Below are 23,201 nucleotides of genomic sequence, written 5' to 3' on the forward strand. Positions count from 1 at the left end.
ACCATGACGTCTTCGACCCCTTCGAACAACTCCGCCGCCAACTCCGCCTCGGGCCCCGCCGACTCCGCACGTCCGGCCCGTCCCTCCCGGCAGGCCCGTGCCGAAGCCCTGCCCGAGGACATGCGGGAAGCGCTGCGGCGACGGCTCGCGGGCCGGGCGGCCGGCGCCGCCCCGGCCGCCCGGCAGGGCATCCCGCGCGCCGACCGGGACCGCCCCCTGCCGCTGTCCTTCGCGCAGCAGCGGCTGTGGTTCCTGGACCAGCTGCGCCCCGGCGACGCCCGCTACAACAGCGCGGTCGCGCTCCGCCTCACCGGCACACCGGACCAGGAGGCGCTCGCCGCGGCCCTGACCGCCGTCGTGGCCCGGCACGAGGCGTTGCGCACCACCTTCGAGGAGACCGACGGCCGCCCGGCGCAGCGCGTGCACCCGGCGGGCCCGGTGCCGCTGCCGGTCCGGGACGCCGGTGACCTGGACAAGGACCTCCTGGCCGAGTACGCCCGGCCCTTCGACCTGCGGGGCGGCCCGCTGCTGCGCGCCCTGCTGCTGCGCGAGTCCGCGACCTCACACGTTCTGCTGCTGACGGCCCATCACATCGTGACGGACGGCTGGTCGATGGGCGTCGTCCTCGACGAGCTGTGCACCGCCTACGACGCCCTCGCGCAGGGCGCCGCGCCCGACCTGCCGCCGGTGGCCACGCAGTACCCGGACTTCGCGGTGTGGCAGCGTGCCCGCCTCTCGGGCGCGCGACTGGACGGTGAACTCGCCCACTGGCGCGAGCGGTTGGCCGGGGCGGGCGCGCCCGAGCTGCCCCTGGACCGGCCCCGGCGCGGCGAGGAGGCGGGCGAGGGTGCCGTGAGCGCCTTCACCGTCCCGGCCCGCCTGGCCGCGCGCCTGCGCGACCTCGCGAGAGAGCAGCACACCACCCTGCACACCGCCCTCGTCGCCGCCGCCCAGGCACTGCTGGCCCGCTGGTCCGGCCAGGACGACATCACCGTCGGCTCCCTCACGCCCGGCCGCTCCCGCACCGACCTGGAACGCACCGTCGGGTTCTTCGTGAACACCGTCGTCCTGCGCACCCCGGTGGACGCGTCCGGCACCTTCCGCGACCTGCTCGCCCGCGCGGCCGAGACCGTGGGCGACGCCTTCGCCCACGGCGACACGCCGTTCGAACGCATCGTGGAGGCGGTGGGCGCGCCCCGCGAGGCAGGCCGCAACCCGCTGTTCGACGTGATGGTCCTGCTGCACCCCGACCCGCCCGCCGCCACCGCCCCCCGCGGCCTCACCACCACGCCGGTCACCGTTCCCCGGCAGGCGGCCACCTTCGACCTGAGCATCGAGTTCGTGCCGGACGGCGACGGCCTGACCGGCCTCCTCGAGTACCGCACCGACCTGTTCGACCCGGCCACGGCCGAGCGGATGGCCGGACAGCTCATACGCCTCCTCGACGGCGCCTGCGCCGAGCCGGACCGCCCGCTGGGCAGCCTGCCCCTGCTGTCCGAGGAGGAGACCCGCCGCCTCGTCCACGACTGGAACCCCGCCCCGCTCCCCGCCACGGACACCTCCTACCCCGAGCTGTTCGAACGCCGGGCGGCCCGCACCCCTGACGCCCTCGCGCTCGTCGCGGGCGGCGAACGGCTGGACTACGCCACGCTCAACACCCGCGCCAACCGGCTCGCCCACCACCTCATCGCCCACGGCGCCGGGCCCGAACAGCTCGTCGCCCTGCGGCTGCCGCGCACCGCCGACATGATCGTCGCGATCCTCGCCGTCTGGAAGTCCGGCGCCGGCTACCTCCCCCTCGACCCGGCCCTCCCGGAGGAACGGGTCCGGTTCCTGCTGGACGACGCCCGCCCGGCCCTGGTCCTCGACGAACCGGCCCTGCGCGCCGTACCCGCCGAGACCCCCGGCACCGACCCCACCGACGCCGACCGGCGCGCCCCGCTGCTGGCGGACCACACCGCGTACGTCATCTACACCTCCGGTTCCACCGGCCGCCCCAAGGGTGTCGCCGTCACCCACCGCGCGGCGGCGCACCTGCTCGCCGCCCACCGGGCCGGGTTCGTCGCCGAGGCGGGTGGCGGCCCGCTGCGGGTCGCGCTCACCGCGTCGTTCTCCTTCGACACCTCCCTCGAAGGCGTGCTCCTGATGGCCGACGGCCACCCGCTGCACCTCGTCGACGAGACCACCCGCATGGACCCGGCCGCCCTCGTCGAGTACGTCGTCGAACACCGTGTCGACTTCCTCGACGTCACCCCGTCCTACCTGCGGCAACTGCTGCCCGCAGGACTGCTCACCGACCCCCGGCACCACCCCCGTGTCCTCATGCTCGGCGGCGAGGCGGTCGGCCCCGCGCTCTGGCGCGAGCTGGCCGCCCACCCGGACGTGGCCGCCCACAACTTCTACGGCCCCACCGAGTGCACGGTCGACGCGCTGTCCTGCCGCATCGACGGCGGCGACCGCCCGCTGGTGGGCCGCCCCCTGCCCGGAGTACGGGCCTACGTACTGGACGACCGGCTCCGCCCGGTGCCGCCCGGTGTCGGCGGCGAGCTGTACCTCGCGGGCGGCCAGCTCGCCCGGGGCTACGCCGGGCGGCCGGGGCTGACCGCCGCCCGCTTCCTGCCCGACCCGTTCGGCGGCCCCGGGGAGCGGATGTACCGCACCGGCGACCTGGCCCGCTGGACCGCCGACGGCCGCCTGGACTACCTCGGGCGCGCCGACGACCAGGTGAAGGTGCGCGGCCACCGCATCGAGCCCGGCGAGATCGAGGCCGCCCTGCTGGCGCTGCCCGCCGTGGCCGCCGCCGCGGTCGTCGCCCTGCCCGACGCGCACGGCCACACCCGCCTCGCCGCCTACGTCGTCCCCGCGCCGGGCGCTTCCCGGCCCGCCCCCGCCGACCTGCGGGCAGCCTTGCGCGAGACGCTGCCCGACGCGCTGGTGCCGTCCTCCTTCACCTCGCTGGACGCGCTGCCGCTGACCACCAGCGGCAAGCTGGACCGCCGCGCCCTGCCGACGCCCGAGAACACCGCGGAGGAGCGGGAGTTCGTCGCCCCGCGCACCCCCGGCGAGGAGACCCTGGCCGGCATCTGGGCCGAGGTGCTCGGGGTGGCCCAGGTCGGCGTCACGGACAACTTCTTCGAGCTGGGCGGCGACTCGATCCTGAGCATCCAGGCCGTCTCCCGCGCCCGCGCGGCGGGCCTGCACATCGGCTCGCAGGACGTCTTCCGCCACCAGACGGTCGCCGACCTCGCCGTCGCCGCGTCCCGCCGCACCGCCGCCGTGCCCGCGCCCCGCCGCCCGCACACGGACGGGCCCGCTCCGCTCACCCCCGTACAGGAGTGGTTCTTCGCCACGCACGGGCCGCTGCGGCACTTCGCCATGTCGATGCTGCTCGACCTCCCGTACGACCTCGACGAGCAGGCCCTGGACCGGGCGCTGCACGCCGTGGTGGCCCGCCACCCGGCCCTGCGCACCCGCTTCACCCGCACCGACGGCACCTGGCGGCAGCACCCCGGCACCGGCCCGGCGACCGGCCTGCTCACCCGCCACCACCCCGAGACGACGCCCGCCGAAGCCGCCGAAGCGGCCCGCGCCGCCCTGGACCCGGCGACCGGAACCCTGCTGCGCGCGGCCCTGCTGCCCGGCGGGGAACGCCCGCAACTCTTCCTCACCGCGCACCACTTGGCTGTGGACAGTGTCTCCTGGCGCGTGCTGCTCGCCGACCTGGAGCACGCCTACCGCCAGGCGGCCGCCGGAGAGGAACCGCAGCCGGAGGCCGAGCACACGCCGTTCGCCGACTGGGCGCGCACCCTCACCGAACGGGTCCGGGCCGGCGACCTCGACGACGACCTGCCCCACTGGACGCGGGAGACGGCGGAGCCACGCACCCCGCTCCCCGTCGACCTGCCCGGCACCCCGCTCGCCGGGTCCGTGCGCACCGTCCGTACGCGCGTGGACCGCGACACCACCGAGGCACTCCTGCGGCGAGTGCCGGGCGCGTACCGCACGCAGGTCAACGACGTGCTGCTGAGCGCGCTGGGCCGCGTACTGGCCGACTGGACGGGCGCCGACCGGGTGACCGTCGCCCTGGAGGGCCACGGCCGGGAAGAGGAACTCGACGAGGGCGCCGACCTGTCACGTACGGTCGGCTGGTTCACCACCCAGTACCCGGTCACCCTGACCCCGGCCGGACCGGACGACTGGGGGACCACCCTCAAGTCCGTCAAGGAGCGGCTGCGCGCCGTACCCCGCCGCGGCCTGGGCTACCAGGCGCTCGGTCACCTCGGCTCACCCGCGCCCGAGGCCCGTGCGCTCGGCCAACTGCCGCTGCCCGACGTGTGCTTCACCTACCACGGGCAGTGGGAGGCGTCCGCCGGAGGTGACTTCGCGCCCGTCGCCGACGTACCCGGCCGGGACATGGACCCCGAGGCGCCGCTGGACCACCTCCTCGACGTGTCCGCCCTGGTGACCGACGGCCAACTGGAGATCACCTGGCACTACAGCGATCAGGTCCACCGCGAGGACACCGTCCGGGACCTGGCCGCGGGCATGGTGGGGGCGCTCACCGCCATCGCCGAGCACTGCGCCCGCCCCGGCACGGGCGGACGTACACCCTCCGACTTCCCGCTGGCCCGCCTCGACCAGGCCGGTGTGGACCGGCTCGTCGGTGACGGCCGGGACGTCGAGGACCTGCTGCCGCTCACCCCGCTCCAGGAAGGCATGCTCTTCCACCGCCTTGTCGGTGGCGAGGACGACGTGTACGTGGACCAGGCCGCACTGCTCCTTGAAGGTGTGAGCGACCCCGACGCCCTCGCCCTGGCCTGGCAGCGCGTGACCGACCGCACGCCCGCCCTGCGCACATCCGTGGTGTGGGAGGGCGTCCCGGTGCCGCTCCAGGTCGTGCACCGCCGTGTCGAGGTGCCCGTCGTCCAGCTGGACTGGCGTGACCTGGACGCGGCGGAGCGGACCGAGCACTTGGAGCGGCTGCGCGCCGACGACCTTGCCCGCGGCCTCGACCTCGGCACCGCGCCCCTGATGCGGCTCACCCTCGTCCGCCTCCCCGACGCCCGGCTGCACCTCCTGTGGACCTCCCACCACCTGATCCTGGACGGCTGGAGCCTCGCCCAGGTGCTCACCGAGGTGTCCGAGGAGTACGCGGCACTCACCACCGGCAGCGAACCACGGCCCCCGGCGCGCCGGCCGTTCGGCGACTACGTGCGCTGGCTGGCCGGCCGGGACACCGAGGCCGCCCACGCCCACTGGCGGACCGTCCTCGACGGATTCGCCACCCCCACCCCGCTCCCCGTCGACCGCGCCCGCCGCCCCGGCCACGAGACCCGGTCGGCCGACGTGCACACGTGTGCGCTGTCCGACGACGTCTCCACCCGCCTGGCCCACACCGCGCGGACGGCCGGACTCACCCTCGGCACCGTGGTGCAGGGCGCCTGGGCGCTGCTCCTGTCCCGCTACAGCGCCGAACGGGACGTGCTGTTCGGCACCACCGTCTCCGGACGGCCCGACGACCTGCCCGGCGCCGAGTCGATGGTCGGCATGTTCATCAACACCCTGCCCACCCGCGTCCGCGTGGACGGCGGCCGCACCGCCGCCGCCTGGCTCAGGGACCTCCAGGAGGAACAGGCGCAGGCACGGCGGTTCGCGGAGGTGTCCCTCGCCGAGCTGACCTCGCTGAGCGACGTACCGGCCGGCAGCCCCCTCTTCGACAGCATGGTGGCCTTCGAGAACTACCCCTTCGACGAGGCGCGTTCGGCCACGACCGGGATACGCCTGGCCGACGTCTCCTCCCGGGACGCCACCAACTTCCCGCTGGTGCTGCGGGCCTACCAGGGCGAGCGGTTCGGGTTCGACCTCGCCTACGACCCCCAGCTGTTCGACGCCACGACCGTCCGCACCCTCGCCGACCGGCTCTGCCTGCTGCTCACGGAACTGTCCGACGGCCCCGACCGGCCCGTGCGCTCCCTCGCCTGGACCACCGCCGAGGAGCGGCGGCGGATGCTCACCGAGTGGAACGGCACCGAGGAGGGCAGGCCCGCCGACACGCTGGACGCGCTGTTCGCCGCCCAGGCCGCCCGCACCCCCGACGCCGAGGCGCTCACCTGCGGCGACGAACGGCTCGACTACGCCACCCTGGACGCGCGGGCGAGCCGCCTCGCCCACCGGCTCGCCGAACTCGGCGCCGGACCCGAGACGTTCGTCGCCCTCGCGCTGCCCCGCTCCACCGACCTCGTCGTAGCCGTCCTCGCCGTCCTCAAGACCGGCGCCGCCTACCTGCCCGTCGACCCCCGGCTGCCCGAGGAGCGCGTCCGGCACCTGCTCACGGATGCCGCACCGGTCGCGCTGGTCACCACGCGGCAGACCACGGCGGCCGACCCGGACGTGCCCCGGCTGCTCCTCGACGACCCCGAGGTCCGCGCCGACCTGGCCCGCCGCCCGGCCGCGGGCCCGGCCCGGCGCGCACTGCCCGAAAGCCCCGCCTACGCCATCTACACCTCCGGCTCCACCGGCCGCCCCAAGGGTGTGGTCGTCCCGCACGCCAACGTGGTCCGGCTGTTCACCCGCACCCGGCAGTGGTTCGGCTTCGGTGCCGACGACGTGTGGACGCTCTTCCACTCATACGCCTTCGACTTCTCGGTGTGGGAGCTGTGGGGGCCGCTGCTGCACGGCGGCCGGCTCGTGATCGTCCCCGAGGACACCGCCCGCTCCCCGGAGGACTTCCTGCGCCTGCTCGCCGACGAGCGGGTCACCGTCCTCAACCAGACGCCGTCCGCGTTCTACCCGCTGATCCGCGCGGACGCCGAACTCCCCGCCGTCGGCGACCGGTTGGCACTGCGCACGGTCATCTTCGGCGGCGAGGCGCTCGACGTGGGCAGGCTCACCGACTGGTACGCCCGCCACCCGGACACCGCGCCGCGCCTGGTGAACATGTACGGCATCACCGAGACCACCGTCCACGTCACCTACGCGGGCCTGGACAGCGGCCTGGCCGCCCGCCCCGGCGCCGCCGCGAGCCCCATCGGCACCGGGATACCCGACCTGCGCCTCTACGTCCTCGACGACGCGCTCCAGCCGGTGCCGCCGGGCGCCGTGGGCGAACTGTTCGTGGCCGGTGAGGGCCTCGCGCGCGGCTACCTGAAGCGGCCCGGACTGACCGCGACCCGCTTCCTCGCCGACCCCTTCGGCCGGCCGGGCACCCGCATGTACCGCACCGGAGACCGGGCCCGCTGGCGGGCCGACGGCACCCTGGAGTACCTGGGCCGCGCCGACCAGCAGGTCAAGATCCGCGGCTACCGCATCGAACCCGGCGAGATCGAGGCCGCCCTGCACGCCCACCCGGGCGTCGGTGCGGCCGTCGTGGGCGTGTACGAGGATGCCGCGGGGACGCGGCGGCTTGTCGCCCACGTCGTCGGAACCGGAACCGGCGCCGGGGAGCGCGGGGACGGTGCCGCACCGCCGCCCGCCGCCGAACTCCGCGCCCACCTCGAAGGGCTGCTGCCCGCGCACATGGTGCCCGCCGCCTACGTGCCGATGGCCGCGCTGCCGCTCACCGCCAACGGCAAGCTCGACCGGCGCGCCCTGCCCGCGCCGGGACCCGACGGCTTCGCCGCCGACGGCCCGCGGACCGCGCCGCGCACCCCTGCCGAGCGGCTCGTCGCCGCCGCCTGGACGGACGTCCTGGACACCGACGAGGTCGGTGCCGACGACGACTTCTTCGCCCTCGGCGGTGACTCCATCCTCGCCGTCCGCGTCACCTCCCGGCTGCGCGCCGCCTTCGGCGCGGACGTCTCGCCCCGGCTGCTGTTCACCCACTCCACGCTCCGCGACCTCGCCGCCGCCCTGGGCGAGCCGGGCGGCGCGGAGGACGCCGACGTCATCCCGGCCGCCGACCCGGACACCCCGGCGCCCCTGTCGTACGCCCAGCAACGCCTGTGGTTCCTCGACCGGTTCGAGCCGGGCGGCACGGAGTTCACCACCCTGTCCGTGCTGCGCCTGCGCGGCCCGCTGGACACCGCCGCCCTGCGCGCCGCCCTGGACGGCCTGGTCGCCCGGCACGAGGCGCTGCGCACCACCTTCGCCGAGCACGACGGCCGGGCCCGGCAGATCGTCCACCCGGCCCGGCCCGTCGACCTGCCGCTGCTCGACCTCCCGGACGGCGACACCGCCCTGGACGGCCTCGTGGAGCAGGTCGCCGCCACCCCGTTCGACCTGGCCGCGGGCCCTCTGCTGCGGGCCCGCCTGGCCCGGCTCTCCGCCGAGGACCACGTCCTCGTCCTGGCCGTGCACCACATCGTCACCGACGGCTGGTCCGTCGGCGTACTGGCCCGGGACCTGGGGGAGCTGTACGCGGCCGCCCTCGAGGACCGCCGCCCGCAGCTGCCCACGCTGCCCGTCCGCTACGCCGACTACGCGGCCTGGCAGCGTTCCCGCGCCGACCGCGCCGAGGCCGAACTCGCCTACTGGTGCCAGGCCTTGGACGGCATAACCCCGTTGGAGCTGCCCACCGACCGGCCGCGCCCGGCCGTCCGTACCCGCGACGGGGCCCTGCTGACCTTCACGCTGCCCGCCGCGCTCGCCGAGCGGCTGCGCGATCGGGCCCGGGAGGCCGACGCCACCCTCTACATGACGCTCGTGACGGCCTGTCAGGCGCTGCTCGCCCGGTGGGCGGGCCAGGAGGACGTCACCGTCGGCACCGTCACCGCAGGACGCGAACGGGCCGAACTGCACGACCTGGTCGGCATGTTCGTCAACACGCTGGTGCTGCGTTCCCGCGTCCGCCCCGGCGTGCCCTTCCGGGAGCTGCTGACCGAGGTGCGCGACACCGTCCTGGACGCGTTCGCCCACCAAGAGGTCCCCTTCGAGCGCGTGGTGGACGCCCTCCAGCCCGAACGGGACACCAGCCGCACCCCGCTCTTCCAGGTCATGGTCGCCCTGCACAACCTCGGCGCCGAACCGCCCCGGCTGCCCGGCCTGACGGCGGAGCCGGTGACCCCGCCCGTGCGCACCGCCACGTACGACCTCGCGTTCGACTTCGTGGAGGGCGACGACGGACTCACCGGCCACCTGGAGTACAACACCGGGCTGTTCGACGCCGGCACCGCCGAACGCCTGGCCGCCCGGCTGCGCGTCCTGCTGGAGGCCATCGCCGCGGACCCGGGGCGGAGCGTGGACCGGCTGCCGCTGATGAGCGACGACGAGCGGCACCGCGTACTGCGCCAGGGCGAGGGCATCCGCCTGCCCGAGCCGGACACCACCTTCCCCGCCCTGTTCGAGGCACAGGCCGCCCGCACCCCGGAGCACACCGCCCTGGCCGCCCGCGACACCACGCTCGGCTTCGCCGCCCTGAACCGGCGCGCCAACCGGCTCGCCCACCACCTCATCGCCCAGGGCGCGGGCACCGAGGACGTGGTCGCCGTCCGGCTGCCGCGCACCAGCGACCTGATGGTGACGGTGCTCGCCGTCCTCAAGGCGGGCGCCACCCTGCTCTGCCTGGACCCCGAACTCCCCGCCGAACGGCAGGAGTTCCTTCTCGCCGACGCCCGCCCGCACACCCTGCTGACCGGCCTGGACGCGGTGCCCTGGGACCGGCTCCCCGCCCACGACCCGACCGACGCCGACCGCGTCCGGCCCCTGCTGCCCGAGAACACCGCGTACATCATCTACACCTCGGGCTCCACCGGCCGCCCCAAGGGCGTCGCCGTCGAACACCGCAACCTGGTCAACCTCTGCCACGACCACCGCGCGGGCCTGCTCGCCCCGCACACCGCCGACGGACGGCGGCTGCGGGCCGCGCTCAGCGCCTCCTTCTCCTTCGACACCTCCTGGGAAGGACCGCTGCTCCTCGCCCTCGGCCACGAGGTCCACCTGATCGACGAGGACGTACGCCTGGACCCGCGGGCGTTCTGCGCCCAGGTCACCGAAGACCGCCTCGACCTGGTCAACGTCACCCCCTCCTACCTGCGCGAACTCACCTCCGCCGGACTGCTCGCCGCCGACCGCCACCACCCCCGCCTGCTGCTCGTCGGCGGTGAGGCCGTCACCCCCGCCGGGTGGCGCGACCTCGTCCGCGCCGAACAGGACCTCGGCGTGGCGGTGTACAACATGTACGGCCCCACCGAGACCACCGTCGACGCCGTCTACGGCCGCTGCGCCGACCAGCCGCACCGCCCGGTCATCGGCCGTCCCGGCGGCAACCTGCGCGCGTACGTCCTCGACGCCGCCCTGCGCCCGGTGCCGCCCGGCACGCCCGGCGAGCTGTACCTGGCCGGGGCGCAGGTGGCCCGCGGCTATCTGAACCGGCCCGGACTCACCGCCGCCCGCTTCCTCGCCGACCCGTTCGGCGCGCCCGGCGAGCGCATGTACCGCACCGGAGACCGGGCCCGCTGGGACCGCGACGGACTCCTGGAATTCCTCGGCCGGGCCGACGAGCAGGTCAAGATCCGCGGGTTCCGCGTCGAGCCCGGCGAGGTGGAGGCCGCCCTCCTGGACCACCCGGACGTCGCCGACGCCGCGGTCGCCGCCCGCGAGAACGCCGGCCGCCTCATGCTCGTCGGCTACATCGTGCCCGCCACCGACCGCGTCCCCTCCGCCGACGCCCTGCGCCTCACGCTGCGCCGCACCCTGCCCGACCACATGGTGCCCGCCGCGTTCGTCCCGCTGACCCGCATCCCGCGCACCACCAGCGGCAAGACCGACCGGCGCGCCCTGCCCGCCCCGCCCGCACAGCCCGACAGCGGCACGCCGTACGTCGCTCCCCGGGCGGGCACGGAGGAGCGCCTGGCCGCGATCTGGGCCGAGGTGCTCGGCGTCGAACGCGTCGGCGCCCGCGACAACTTCTTCGCGCTCGGCGGCGACTCCATCCTGAGCATCCAGATCGTCTCCCGCGCCCGGCAGGCCGGTCTCGCCCTCGCCACCAAGGACGTCTTCCGCCATCAGACGGTCGCCGAACTCGCCCTGTGCGTACGGGAGTCCGCACCCGCGCAGGACACCGTCGAGGAGCCGGCCGAGGCACCGCTCACCCCGATCCAGCGCTGGTACCTGGACGGCCGCGAACCCGGCCAGCCGCTCCGCTTCACTATGACCCAGCGCCTCGAACTCGCCCCGGGCGCCACAGGGCCGTCGCTGCGGGCCGCCACCGACGCACTCGTACGCCACCACGCCGCCCTGCGCACGCGCTTCCGCCGCACCGCCGACGGCTGGCGCCAGGACGTCTTGCCCGAGGCACCGGACGGCGTCTTCACCCGGCACGACGTGGCGGACCTGGACGACATGGCCCTGGAGGCCGAGGTCCAGCGGCTCACGGACGAGGCGCAAGCCGCCCTCGACCCCACCGCCGGACGGGTCGTCCGCGTCCTGTTCTTCGACGGCGGCCCGGACCGACGTGGGCAACTGGTCGTCACCGTTCACCACTTGGTCATCGACGGCGTCTCCTGGCGCATCCTGCTCGCGGATCTGGAGACCGCCCAGCGGGCGGCGGCAGACGGCCTGCCATTGGAACTGCCCCCCACCGGCACGTCCTACGGCCGCTGGGCCGCCCGGCTCGACCGGCACACCCGCTCCGGCGCACTCGAAGCCGACCTGCCGTATTGGACCCGCACCGGCACGGCACCGGCCGAACTGCCCGCAGGACAGCCCGGCCCCAATACCCACGGCACCGCCACCACCCTCACCGTCACTCTGGACGAGCGGACCACCGACGCCCTGCTGCGCGAGGTCCCCCCGACCTACCGCACCCAGGTCAACGACGTCCTGCTCAGCGCTCTCGGCCGCACCCTGGCCCGCTGGTGCGGACGCGACACCGTCCTGCTCGGTGTCGAGGGCCACGGCCGGGAGGAGCTGTTCGCGGACGTGGATCTGTCGCGGACCGTCGGCTGGTTCACCGCCGAGTTCCCGCTCGCCCTGCGCGTCACCCCGGACGCCGGCTGGCACGAGACCCTCCGCTCGGTGAAGGAACAGCTGCGCGCCGTGCCGCTGCACGGCCTGAGCCACGGCGCCCTGCGCCACCTCGTGCCCGACAGCCCGCTCGCCACGGCCCCCGCCCCGCAGGTCGGCTTCAACTACCACGGCCAATGGGACGCGGACACCGCCGACGGCTTGTTCCGCGGCGCCCTGCCCCCGGCCGGCCGGGACACCGACCCCGACGAACCCCGCCCCTACCTCCTGGACATCACCGGAGTGGTCCAAGAGGGACGGCTCGAACTCGGCTGGACCTACCCGGCCGCCGTCTACGACCAGGCCACCGTCGAGCGGCTCGCCGAGGACATGCTCGCGGCCCTGCGCGAGATCGTGGCGCACTGCGCCCGCCCCGAGGCGGGCGGCCGCACCCCCTCCGACTTCCCCCTCGCCGACCTCGGCCAGGACCAGCTCGACCGGCTCGTGGGTGCGGGGCGGCACGTCGAGGACGTCCTGCCGCTCACCCCACTCCAGTCCGGCATGCTCTTCCACGGCCTCGTGGACACCGAGCACGCCTACTTCGACCGTACGGCCGTACGACTCTCCGGCGTCGCCGATCCGCAGGCCTTCGCCGCCGCCTGGCAGCAGGTGGCCGACCGCACCCCGGCACTGCGCACCAGCGTCCACTGGCACGGCCTGCCCCACCCGGTCCAGGTCGTCCACCGCCACGCGGAACTGCCCGTCCGCCACCTCGACTGGCGCGCGCTCACCCCTGCCGAGCGCGCCGACGCCACCGAGCGGCTGCTCGCCGAGGACCGCGCGGCCGGCATGGACCTCGGCACGGCGCCGCTCACCCGGCTCGCCCTCGCCGCCCTGCCCGGCGACGAGGTGCTCCTCGTGTGGTCCACCCACCACATCGTCCTCGACGGCTGGAGCACAGGGCAGCTGCTCACCGAGGTGTGCGAACGCTACGCCTCGCTCACGGGCGGCCCCGACCAGGCGCCGCCCGTGCGGCGGCCCTTCGCGGACTTCCTGCACTGGCTGCGGGAACAGGACGAGACGGCTGCGGAACGGCACTGGGCCGACGCCCTCGCCGGGTTCACCACCAGGACGCCGCTGCCGTACGACCGCACGCCCGCCGAGGCCCACCGCGCCCGTTCCGCCGCGGCCGTCCACCACGAACTGGACGCCGACAGCTCACGGCGGCTGCGGGAGAGTGCCGCCCGCGCGGGAGTGACCGTGAACACGGTGGTGGAGGGAGCCTGGGCGCTGCTCCTCGCCCGCTCAGGCGGACGCGACGACGTCGTCTTCGGCACCACCGTCTCCGGTCGCCCGGCCGAACTCCCCGGCGTCGAAGGCATGATCGGCATGTTCATCAACACGGTGCCGAGCCGGGTCCGCATACCCGCCGGGCCGGTGCTGCCGTGGCTGCGCGACCTCCAGGAACGGCAGAGCGACGCCCGCCGCTTCGACTTCCTCGCCCTGCCCCGCATCCAGGCGGTGAGCGACATCCCGTCCGGCGAGGCGCTGTTCGACAGCATGGTGGTGTTCGAGAACTACCCCGTGGACGAGTCGGCGACGGCCCGCACCGGGGTCCGCGTCGAGGAGGTCCGCGCCGACGACGCCACCACCTTCCCCTGGTGCCTCCGCGCCCACCTCGCCGAACACCTCGGCTTCGACCTGGCCTACGACCCCGCACTCTTCGACCTCGCCACCGCCGAGCGCGCGGCGGCCCGCCTGGCCGGGCTGCTCACCGCCCTCGCCGACGGGTTCGACACCGACCTGACCGGCCTGGACGTGCTCGCCCCGGCCGACCGCGAGCTGCTGGCCGCCTGGAACACCACCGCCCGCCCGACCGCGCCGCGCAGCCCCGTCGACCTGTTCGCGCAGCAGGCCCGACGCACCCCGGACGCACCCGCGGTCCACGACGGCGACCGCCAGCTGACCTACCGCCAACTCCATGACTGGGCACACGCGCTGGCCGCCAGGCTGCGGACGGACGGGCTGTCCCCCGAGGACCGGGTAGCGCTGCTCCTCGACCGCTCCGCCGAACTGGTCGTGGCCCAGCTCGCCGTCCTCCTGGCCGGCGGGGCCTACGTCCCCGTCGACACCCGAGCCCCCGAGGAACGCCGCCGCACCCTGCTCGCCCAGGCGGGCGCCACCCGCCGGCTCACCGCCGTGGAGGTAGCGGCGGCCCGGCCCGGGACCCCGCAGCGAGACGGTCGGCCCGCGGCGACCATTGACCCCGACCGCCTCGCCTACGTGATGTTCACCTCCGGTTCCACCGGCCTGCCCAAGGCGGTCGCGGTGCGGCACCGCGACGTGGCGGCGCTGGCCACCGACGGCCGGTTCACCGACGGGGTGTGCGACCGCGTGCTGCTGCACTCGCCGGTGGCGTTCGACGCCGCCACCTTCGAGGTGTGGGCGCCGCTCCTCAACGGCGGCTGCGTGGTCGTCGCCCCGGACGGCACCGTCGACGCCGCCTCGCTGCGCCGACTCGTCGCCGCCGGCGGGCTGACCGCGCTGTGGCTGACCGCCGGACTGTTCCGGCTGCTCGCCCAGGACGCGCCCGACTGCTTCCGCGGCCTCACGCAGCTGTGGACCGGCGGTGACGTCGTACCGGCACCGGCCGTGCGCCGCGTCCTCGACGCCTGCCCCGGCCTGACCGTCGTGGACGGCTACGGCCCCACCGAGACCACCACCTTCGCGACCTCCTTCGCCCTCACCGACCCGGCAGCGGTGCCCGGCACCATCCCCATCGGACGGCCGCTGGACGACATGCGGGCGCTCGTCCTCGACAGCCGGCTGCGGCCCGTACCACCGGGCTGCCCGGGCGAGCTGTACCTCGCGGGCGAAGGCCTCGCCCGAGGCTACCTGGGCCGCCCGGGCGACACCGCCGCCCGCTTCCTCGCCGACCCGCTCGGCCCTCCCGGCACCCGCATGTACCGCACGGGCGACCTGGCCCGGCGGCGCCCCGACGGCACCGTCGAGTTCCTCGGCCGCGCCGACGACCAGGTGAAGATCCGCGGCTTCCGGGTGGAGCCCGGCGAGGTCGAGGCCGCGCTCGCCGCCCACCCGGACGTCATCGACGTGGCCGTCCTGGCCCGCGAGGACCGCCCCGGCGCCAAGCGGCTCGTCGCCTACGTCGTCGGACCGGCCGGCCAGGACGGCGAGGAACTGCGGGCGTTCGCCGCCCGCACCCTGCCCGACTACCTCGTGCCCACCACCGTCGTCCCGCTCACCGCGCTGCCGCTCAGCCGCAACGGCAAGGTCGACCGGGCCGCCCTGCCCGCGCCGGACGCGGTACCGGGCCGCGAGCGGATCGCGCCCCGCACCGAGGCCGAGCGCCGCACGGCGGACGTCTTCGGCGAGGTCCTCGGCAGCGAACCGCCCGGCGTGGAGGACGACTTCTTCCAGCTCGGCGGCGACTCGATCCTCAGCATCCGGCTCGCCTCCCGCCTCGCCGAGGCCTTCGACACCGACCTCTCGCCGCGCGCGGTCTTCACCCACCCGACCCCGGCCGCCCTGGCCCGGCTGCTCGGCGGCCGGCGGGGCTCCGGCCGCCCGGCGCTCGTCCCGGTCGCCCGCGACGCGATCGCCCCCATGTCCCACGCCCAGCAACGCCTGTGGTTCCTCCACGAGTTCGAACCGGACGGAGCCGAGTACGTCACCGCGCTCGCCCTGCGGCTGCGCGGCACCCTGGACACCGACGCGCTGCGCGCCGCCCTCGGCTCCGTGGTGGCCCGGCACGAGTCGCTGCGCACCACCTTCGACAGCGTCGACGGCCATGGCATCCAGTGCGTCCACCCGCCCCAGGACGTACCCCTGCCCGTCCACGACCTGTCCCGACACGACGCGGGGGAGCGGGAACAGGCCGCGCGCCGCCTGCTCGCCCAGGAACGCCTCCGCCCCTTCGACCTGCGCGAGGGCCCACTCCTGCGCGCCGGCCTGCTCCGGTTCGCCGAGCACGATCACGTACTGACCCTCGCCCTGCACCACATCGTCACCGACGGCTGGTCCACCTCCGTCCTGCTCAGTGACCTCACGCACTTCTACCGCGCCGAACTCGGCGCCACGGAAGGAGAGTTGGCCCCGCTGCCGGTGCAGTACGCCGACTACGCCCACTGGCAGCGCACCACCGGCGACACCGACGCCGACGAGCACCTCGCCTACTGGAAGGAGCACCTGGCCGACACCACACCGCTGGAGCTGCCCACCGACCGGCCCCGGCCCGCGGTGCGCACCAGCGCCGGCGCGACCACCCGGCTGGTCGTGCCTGCCCCCACCGCCCGGCGGCTCACCCGGCTCGCCCGCGACCACGGCACCACCCTGTTCACCACGCTCGTGGCCGCCGCCCAGAGCTACCTCGCCCGGCTCTCCGGCAGCGAGGACATAACCGTCGGCACCGTCAATGCCGGCCGCGACCGGCCCGAGACACAAGGCCTCGTCGGCTTCTTCGTCAACACCCTGGTGCTGCGCTCCCGGGCGGAGGCCGACCGGCCGTTCAGCGCGTTCCTCGGCGACGTACGGCAGACCGTCATGGACGCCTTCGCCCACCAGGACGTGCCGTTCGAACGAGTCGTGGACGAGGTGCAGCCCGTCCGCGACACCAGCCGCAGCCCGCTCTTCCAGGTCATGGTCGTCCTCCAGAACACCCCGGCCGTCACCCTCGACCTGCCCGGCCTGGACGTCACCGACATCGAACCGGAGTCGGAGCAGGCCGCGTTCGACCTCACCGTGGAGTTCGCCGAGACCGACTCCGGCGAGCTGCACGCCCTGCTCACCTACAACACCGACCTGTTCGACGCGGCCACGGCCGAACGGATGGCGGGGCAGCTCGGCACCCTGCTGCACGCCGTCGCCGAGGACCCCCACCGCCCGCTCGGCGCACTGCCGCTGTCCTCCGACAGCGAGGCGCAGAACCTGTTGGCACAGGGCCGCGGCACCTTCCGCCCGGTGCCCGAAGCCACCCTGCCCGCCCTCTTCGAACGGCAGGCGGCCCGCACCCCGGACGCCGTGGCGCTGATCGACGGCGAGCGGGAGCTGACGTACGCCGACGTGGACCGGGCCGCCAACCGGCTCGCCCACCGGCTCGTCCGGGACGGCGTCGGACCCGAGCGCGTGGTGGCCCTCGCGCTGTCGCGCTCGGCGGCGGCCGTGGTGGCGCAGCTCGCCGTCACCAAGGCCGGCGGGGCCTTCCTGCCCGTGGACCCCGACTATCCGCCGCAGCGGCGGGAGTTCATGATCCGGGACGCGTGCGCCCACCTGGTCCTCGACGACCCGGCAGCGGTGTGGTCCACCGAGGGACCGGACACGGCACTCACGGACGCCGACCGCGCCACCGCGCTCACCCCCGCCCACCCCGCGTACGTCATCTACACCTCCGGCTCCACCGGCACACCCAAGGGCGTCGTGATCACCCACCGGGGCCTCGCCTCCTTCGCCGCGGCGGCCGCGGAGCAGTACGCGGCGGGCCCCGGCGACCGGGTACTCCAGTTCGCCTCCCCGAGCTTCGACGCGTCCATCCTCGAACTGTGCGTCTCGCTGCTCAGCGGGGCCGCGCTCGTGACCGGCGAGGAAGGGCCCCTGGTCGGGGAGCGGCTGGCGGAAGTCCTCACCGAACGGCGCGTCAGCCATACGCTGATCCCGCCGGCGGCACTGGCCACCTTGCCGCCGGAGACCGCCGCCGCCCTGCCCCACCTGCGTACGCTCATCGTCGGCGCCGAGGCCTGCCCGGCCGACCTGGTCGACACCTGGGCCCCCGGCCGCCGCATGGTCAACTCCTACGGCCCCACCGAGGCCACCGTCGTCGCCACCTGGACCGGCCCGCTGACCCCCGGCACGGGCACGCCGACCATCGGCGGCCCGTCCGGCGCCACCCGCGTGTACGTACTGGACGCCGCCCTGCGCCCCGTACCGCCCGGCGTCACCGGCGAGCTGTACATCGCCGGACCCGGCCTCGCCCGCGGCTACCTGGGCCGGCCGTGGCTCACCGCCCAACGCTTCCTGCCGGACCCGTTCGGCGCGCCGGGGGAGCGGATGTACCGCACCGGGGACCTGGTCCGCTGGACCGCCGACGGCCGACTGCGGTTCGCCGGCCGCGCCGACGACCAGGTCAAACTGCGCGGCTTCCGGATCGAGCCGGGCGAGATAGAGAGCGCCCTGCGGCGCAGCCCCCTGGTGCGGGACGCGGCCGTGGCCGTCCGCGCGGGGGAGGGGGCAGGAGCACCGGCCCGACTCGTCGCGTACGTCGTACCGGCACAGCCGTCCGGAACCGGCACCCAGGGCACGGAGGCGTCCGGAACCGCCCTGCCCATCGCCGACCTGCGGCTGCACCTGGCCGGGTCGCTGCCACCGCACATGGTGCCGTCGGTCTTCGTGCGCCTCGACCGGCTGCCGCTCACCCCGAACGGCAAGACCGACCGGCGGGCGCTGCCCGCGCCCGGACCCGCCGTCCAGGCCGCGGACGGCCCGCGGACCGCGCCGCGCACCGACACCGAGCGCCGCGTCGCCCGTATCTGGGCCGACGTGCTCGGCATCGAGGAGGTCGGAGCCGACGACAACTTCTTCGCGCTCGGCGGCGACTCCATCCTGAGCATGCAGGTCGTCTCCCGGCTGCGCCGCGACGGACTGCACGTCGCGACCCGGGACCTGTTCACCCACCAGACCGTCGCCGAACTCGCCACCGTGGTCCGCACCGCGCCCCGGCGCACCGACGACGGCCCGGTGACCGGCGAGGTACCGCTCACCCCGATCCAGGAGTGGTTCCTCACCACACCCCGCGCCGCCCACCACCACTTCAACCAGTCCGCGCTGCTCGAACTCGACGGCCGCCCCGACCCGCGGGCCCTGGGCGCCGCACTCGACGCCCTGCTGGAGCACCACGACGCCCTGCGCATGCGCTTCACCCGGGACGAGCACGGCTGGCGGCAGTTCAACCCGCCGCCCGCCGCGGGCGACGACATCCTCGTACGCCATGACCTGACCGGTCTGTCCGCCGAGGACGCCGACGCGGCGATGGCGAAGGCCGCCGACGAACTCCACGCCGGATTCGACCTGGCCCACGGCCCGCACCTGCGGGCGGCCCTGTTCACCGGGGACCCGGACCGGCCCGCGTACCTCCTCCTCGTCGCCCACCACCTGGTGGTGGACGCCGTCTCCTGGCGCGTCCTGCGCGACGACCTGGAGAGCGCCTACCGCCAGGCACTCCAGGGCGAGCCGGTCGCCCTGGGCGAGCGCGGCACCAGCTTCCGCGAATGGTCCCGGCGCCTGGCCGCGCACGTCGCCGAAGGCGGACTCGACCACGAACTGCCGCACTGGGAGCAGACGGTGGGCGCCGAACCCGCCCCGGCCGACCCGGCTGAGGCGACGGGTGACGGCGGCCCGGCGGCCGCCACGGTGAGCGTCGGACTCGACGAGGACGACACCACCGCCCTGCTGCGCGCCGCGCCCACCGCCTACCGCACCCGGGTCAACGACGTCCTGCTCGCCGCGCTCGCCCTCGCCCTGGCCCGCTGGACCGGCCACGACCGGGTCCGCCTGGACCTGGAGGGCCACGGCCGGGAGGACCTGCTCGACGGCGTCGACCTCTCACGCACCGTCGGCTGGTTCACCACCGTCTACCCGGTCGCCGTCCAGGTGCCCGACCCCGCCGGCCTCGGCCCGGACCGCGACTGGCGGGCCCTGGTGAAGTCGGTGCGCCGCCAGCTGCGCGGCGTGCCCGGCAACGGCATCGGCTACGGCGCCCTGCGCACCTTCGGCCCGCCCGAGGTCCGTGAACGCCTCGGCGCCCAGGCCCACAGCCAGGTGGTGTTCAATTACCTCGGCCAGTGGGACGCGCGCCCCGAGACAGCGGACGGCGGCCTGGTCCGTGCCGAACACGGCTCCTTCGGACAGGACCACGACCCGCGCGATCCCGGCTCGCACCCGGTGGAGGTGGTCGGCGCGGTGCAGCACGGCCGACTCGCCTTCACCTGGCACCACCGGCCGGACCTGCACGACACGGCGGCCGTGCGCCGGGCGGCCGAGGAGTTCGCCGAGGCCCTGCGCCACCTCGCCCGGCACGCCCGAGGAGGCCGGTGACACCACTCCGCCCCCACGAGGCACCGCCCCGGCAGACCGCACGGCACGGTCCTCGCGCACCCCGATCACCCCCTGAACCCACCCGAACCGAACGCCGAACCGAACGACGCACGACGACGAAAGAAGGCGACATGGACGAGAACACCCGCTACCAGGTGCTGCGCAACGACGAGGAGCAGTACTCGCTCTGGCCCGCCGACATCGAGGTGCCCGCGGGCTGGCAGCCCGTCGGGAAGGAGGGCACCGAGGCCGAGTGCTCCGCCTACGTCGACGAGGTCTGGACCGACATGCGGCCCAAGAGCCTGCGCGAGCGCATGGAGAACGCCGGCGCCTGACCGGCCCACCCGCATCCGCACGCCGGGCCGGCCGCGACCGCGCCGGCCCGGCGCGCCCTCCCCCCCCCACACACACACCCACAGCCGTTCCGGCGCCCCACCGTCCTCGGCCCACCACCGCACGGCATCACTCCCGAGGAGCTCGCCATGACGCCCGCCCTGCACACCGAACGCCTGGACTTCCTCCCCTACCGACCCGAACACGAGGACCACTTCGTCGCGTTGCTGCGCGATGAAGAGGTGTGCCGCTGGATGGGTCAGGACATGGTGCCCGAACCGCAGTTGCGGGAGGTGTTCCGCGCCATCCTCACCGATGTCTACCCCCAGAGCCGGTTCGACGTATGGGGCCTGTGGCTGGCGGACGCCTACGTCGGACATGCCGAGGTGAAACCCACCGGGAACGTCGACGGCCATGAACTCGTCACCGCGCTCGCCCCCGCGTACTGGGGGCACGGGCTGGGCGGCGAAGCCGTACGCGGCCTCCTCCGGCACGCCGCCGACACCCTCGGGCTCACCGAGGCGTACGGCATGGTCGGCGCCGAGAACACCGCGAGCCTCGCCCTGTGCCGCCGCCTGGGGTTCCGCCACGTCCGGGACGTCGTCGCCGACGACGGGTCCGTCACGAAGATGCTGGTCATCCCGGTCACGGAAGGCCGGGCCGGAGCAGCCGGGGCCGCGCCGACCGGGGACCCGGTGTGAGCCGGCCGTCCGTCGGCGAAGGCACCCCCGGGACGGCGGACGGCGACCGCTCGCCGGGGCTGTGGCGCAACCGTGACTTCAACCTGCTGTGGAGCGGGCAGTGCCTGTCCGACCTCGGCGGCGCGATGGTGGAACTGGCGCTGCCCCTGCTGGTGCTCCAGCAGACCGGTTCCCCGGCACAGGCCGGGCTCGTCGGCACCGTGGGACTCCTCACCACCCTGGTGTGCCGGTTGCCGGCCGGTGTCCTCGCCGACCGCTTCGACCGGCGCCGTCTGATGATCACCTGCGACGTGCTGCGGCTCGCCGGGTACGCGCTGCTCGGCTGGGCGGTGGCCACGGGCGCCGCGAGCCTGCCCGTGATCGTCGCGGTGGTGATCGCCGGTGCCGCCGCCACGGCCGTCTTCAGCACCGCCGAGCACGCCTCGGTGCGCAACCTGGTCCGCCCCGACCAGCTCACCGCGGCCGTCGCCCGCAACGAGGCGCGCGCGTACGCCGTCTCGCTGTCCGGTCCGCCACTCGGCGGCCTGCTGTTCGGGCTCGGCCGCGCCCTGCCCTTCCTCGGCAACGCGCTGAGCCACCTGCTGTCCCTCGTCGCCGTCTCCCTCATCCGGCGGCCCCTTCAGGAGGTACGCCAGGAAGCGCCCCTGCCGGTCGCCGTCTCCGCGATCCAGGGACTGCGCTTCCTCCTCGGCCACCCGTTCCTGCGCGCCCTGCTGATGATCGCCGCGCCGTTGAACATGGCCTTCACCGGCATGATCTTCGCGATGACGCTCGCCCTGCTCGACGCGGGAGTCGCCCCGGCCCTGGTCGGTCTCGCCGGCACGGTCTTCGCACTGGGCGGCTTCCTCGGCGCCCTCGTGGCCCCCGCGCTGCAACGCCGGCTGCCACTGCCCCTCTTGATGAAGCTGCTGTGCTGGACGACCGCCGCGCTGATGGCGGTGAGCACACTGCTGGCGGGCACGGTGCCGGCCGCCATCCCGCTGGCCGCCGCCGTGTTCCTCGGGCCCACGGCGAACGCGGCGCTCTTCGCCCACCAGGCCGCCGTCACACCGGACCACCTGCAGGGCCGCGTGGTCAGCGGCGTGCTGCTCGCCGCGGGGTCCGCCGCCGCGCTCGCCCCCGCCCTCGCCGGTGCCCTCCTGGCCCGTTTCAGCCCGGCACCGGCCATGCTGGTCTTCCCCGTCCTGGTGGCCCTCGCCGGGTGCGCCGCTCTGCGGATGAAGGGCTGCAACTGGCGGGAAGCGTAGGTATGTTGGTGGCCGCCCGGTGCGGCCACAGTCTGTGGACGACCGGTCGTAGCGCCCCGCCACGCTGTGGGTGCGGGGGGCCGAGTGACGGGAGAGCGGGAAATGAGCCAGGACGCGCGAGCGCAGTCCAGCACTGTCGACGTCAGCATTCCGAGCGTAGCGCGTATGTACGACTACTACCTCGGCGGCAAGGACAACTACGCCGTGGACCGTGCGGCGTGCGAGGAACTGAACAAGGTCGTGCCGAGCACACAGGTCCTGGCCATCAACAATCGCCGCTTCCTTCAGCGGGTGGTCCGTTGGCTGGCGCAGGAACAGGGCATACGGCAGTTCATCGACCACGGGTCCGGTCTGCCCACCCAGGACAACGTCCACCAGGTCGCCCAGCGTGTCGACCCTGACTCACGAGTGGTCTACGTCGACAACGACCCCATCGTGCTGGCGCACGGCCGCGCGTTGCTGGAGGAGAACGAGAACACCGCGGTCATCCAGGCCGACATGCGCGACACCGACGGCATCATGAGCCACCCCGAGGTGGAGCGGCTGATCGACTTCAGTCAGCCGGTGGCCGCGCTCTTCGTCTCCGTACTCCACTGCATCCCGGACGAGGACGACCCCGCCGGCCTGATCGGACGGGTGGCGGACCGCCTGGCCCCCGGCAGCTTCCTGGTCGTGTGCCAGCTGGTCAGCGAGGACCAGAAGACCCGTGACTTCGTGACCGAGTTCATGCGGGTCAGTACACAGGGGCAGTGGGGCCGGGTGCGCACGGCCGCCGAACTCGCCGCGATCCTGGAGGGCCTGGAGATTCTCGAACCGGGCCTGGTCGAGGTGTCGACCTGGAAGCCCGACGGAGACCTCGGGCCCAAGCAGCGCACCACGGAGTGGATCGAATACGGAGGGGTCGCCCGCAAGCGGTAACCCACAAGCGGGGCCCCGC

General features: G+C 74.8%; 5 protein-coding genes. All 5 read left to right on the forward strand.

Translation table 11 applies throughout. From position 1 onward, the window contains the following. Window positions 1-3 precede the first annotated feature (3 nt). The 5 genes from J2N69_RS34195 to J2N69_RS34215 all read left to right on the forward strand — a co-directional run bounded on the left by J2N69_RS34195 (window position 4) and on the right by J2N69_RS34215 (window position 23,182). Window positions 4-19,983, forward strand: a complete 19,980-nt coding sequence (locus J2N69_RS34195; protein WP_269075650.1) for a non-ribosomal peptide synthase/polyketide synthase — start codon at window positions 4-6, stop codon at window positions 19,981-19,983. 131 nt (window positions 19,984-20,114) lie between these two features. Further along, window positions 20,115-20,318, forward strand: coding sequence for an MbtH family protein (locus tag J2N69_RS34200; protein WP_067045059.1), 204 nt, complete (start codon window positions 20,115-20,117; stop codon window positions 20,316-20,318). 147 nt (window positions 20,319-20,465) lie between these two features. Beyond that, a complete protein-coding gene (locus J2N69_RS34205; RefSeq protein WP_230904189.1) occupies window positions 20,466-21,017 on the forward strand; it encodes a GNAT family N-acetyltransferase in 552 nt (183 codons plus the stop codon). Further along, the gene (locus tag J2N69_RS34210) at window positions 21,014-22,264 is read left to right on the forward strand and encodes an MFS transporter (protein WP_230904190.1); all 1,251 of its coding nucleotides are present in this window, start codon (window positions 21,014-21,016) and stop codon (window positions 22,262-22,264) included. Before J2N69_RS34205 ends, J2N69_RS34210 begins: the two co-directional genes overlap by 4 nt. A 102-nt stretch (window positions 22,265-22,366) precedes the next feature. Continuing rightward, entirely contained in the window at window positions 22,367-23,182 is an 816-nt protein-coding gene (locus J2N69_RS34215; protein ID WP_230904191.1) for an SAM-dependent methyltransferase, read from the forward strand. Window positions 23,183-23,201: the final 19 nt, after the last annotated feature.

Origin of the sequence: Streptomyces huasconensis (assembly GCF_021028635.1) — a bacterium.
In the GTDB taxonomy this organism is placed as follows: Bacteria; Actinomycetota; Actinomycetes; order Streptomycetales; family Streptomycetaceae; genus Streptomyces; species Streptomyces huasconensis.

Excerpts from the sequence above, each read along its gene's own strand:
- J2N69_RS34215 (WP_230904191.1), top strand. The coding sequence starts at position 22,367 with ATGAGCCAGGACGCGCGAGCGCAGTCCAGCACTGTCGACGTCAGCATT.
- J2N69_RS34200 (WP_067045059.1), top strand. The coding sequence starts at position 20,115 with ATGGACGAGAACACCCGCTACCAGGTGCTGCGCAACGACGAGGAGCAG.
- J2N69_RS34205 (WP_230904189.1), top strand. The coding sequence starts at position 20,466 with ATGACGCCCGCCCTGCACACCGAACGCCTGGACTTCCTCCCCTACCGA.
- J2N69_RS34195 (WP_269075650.1), top strand. The coding sequence starts at position 4 with ATGACGTCTTCGACCCCTTCGAACAACTCCGCCGCCAACTCCGCCTCG.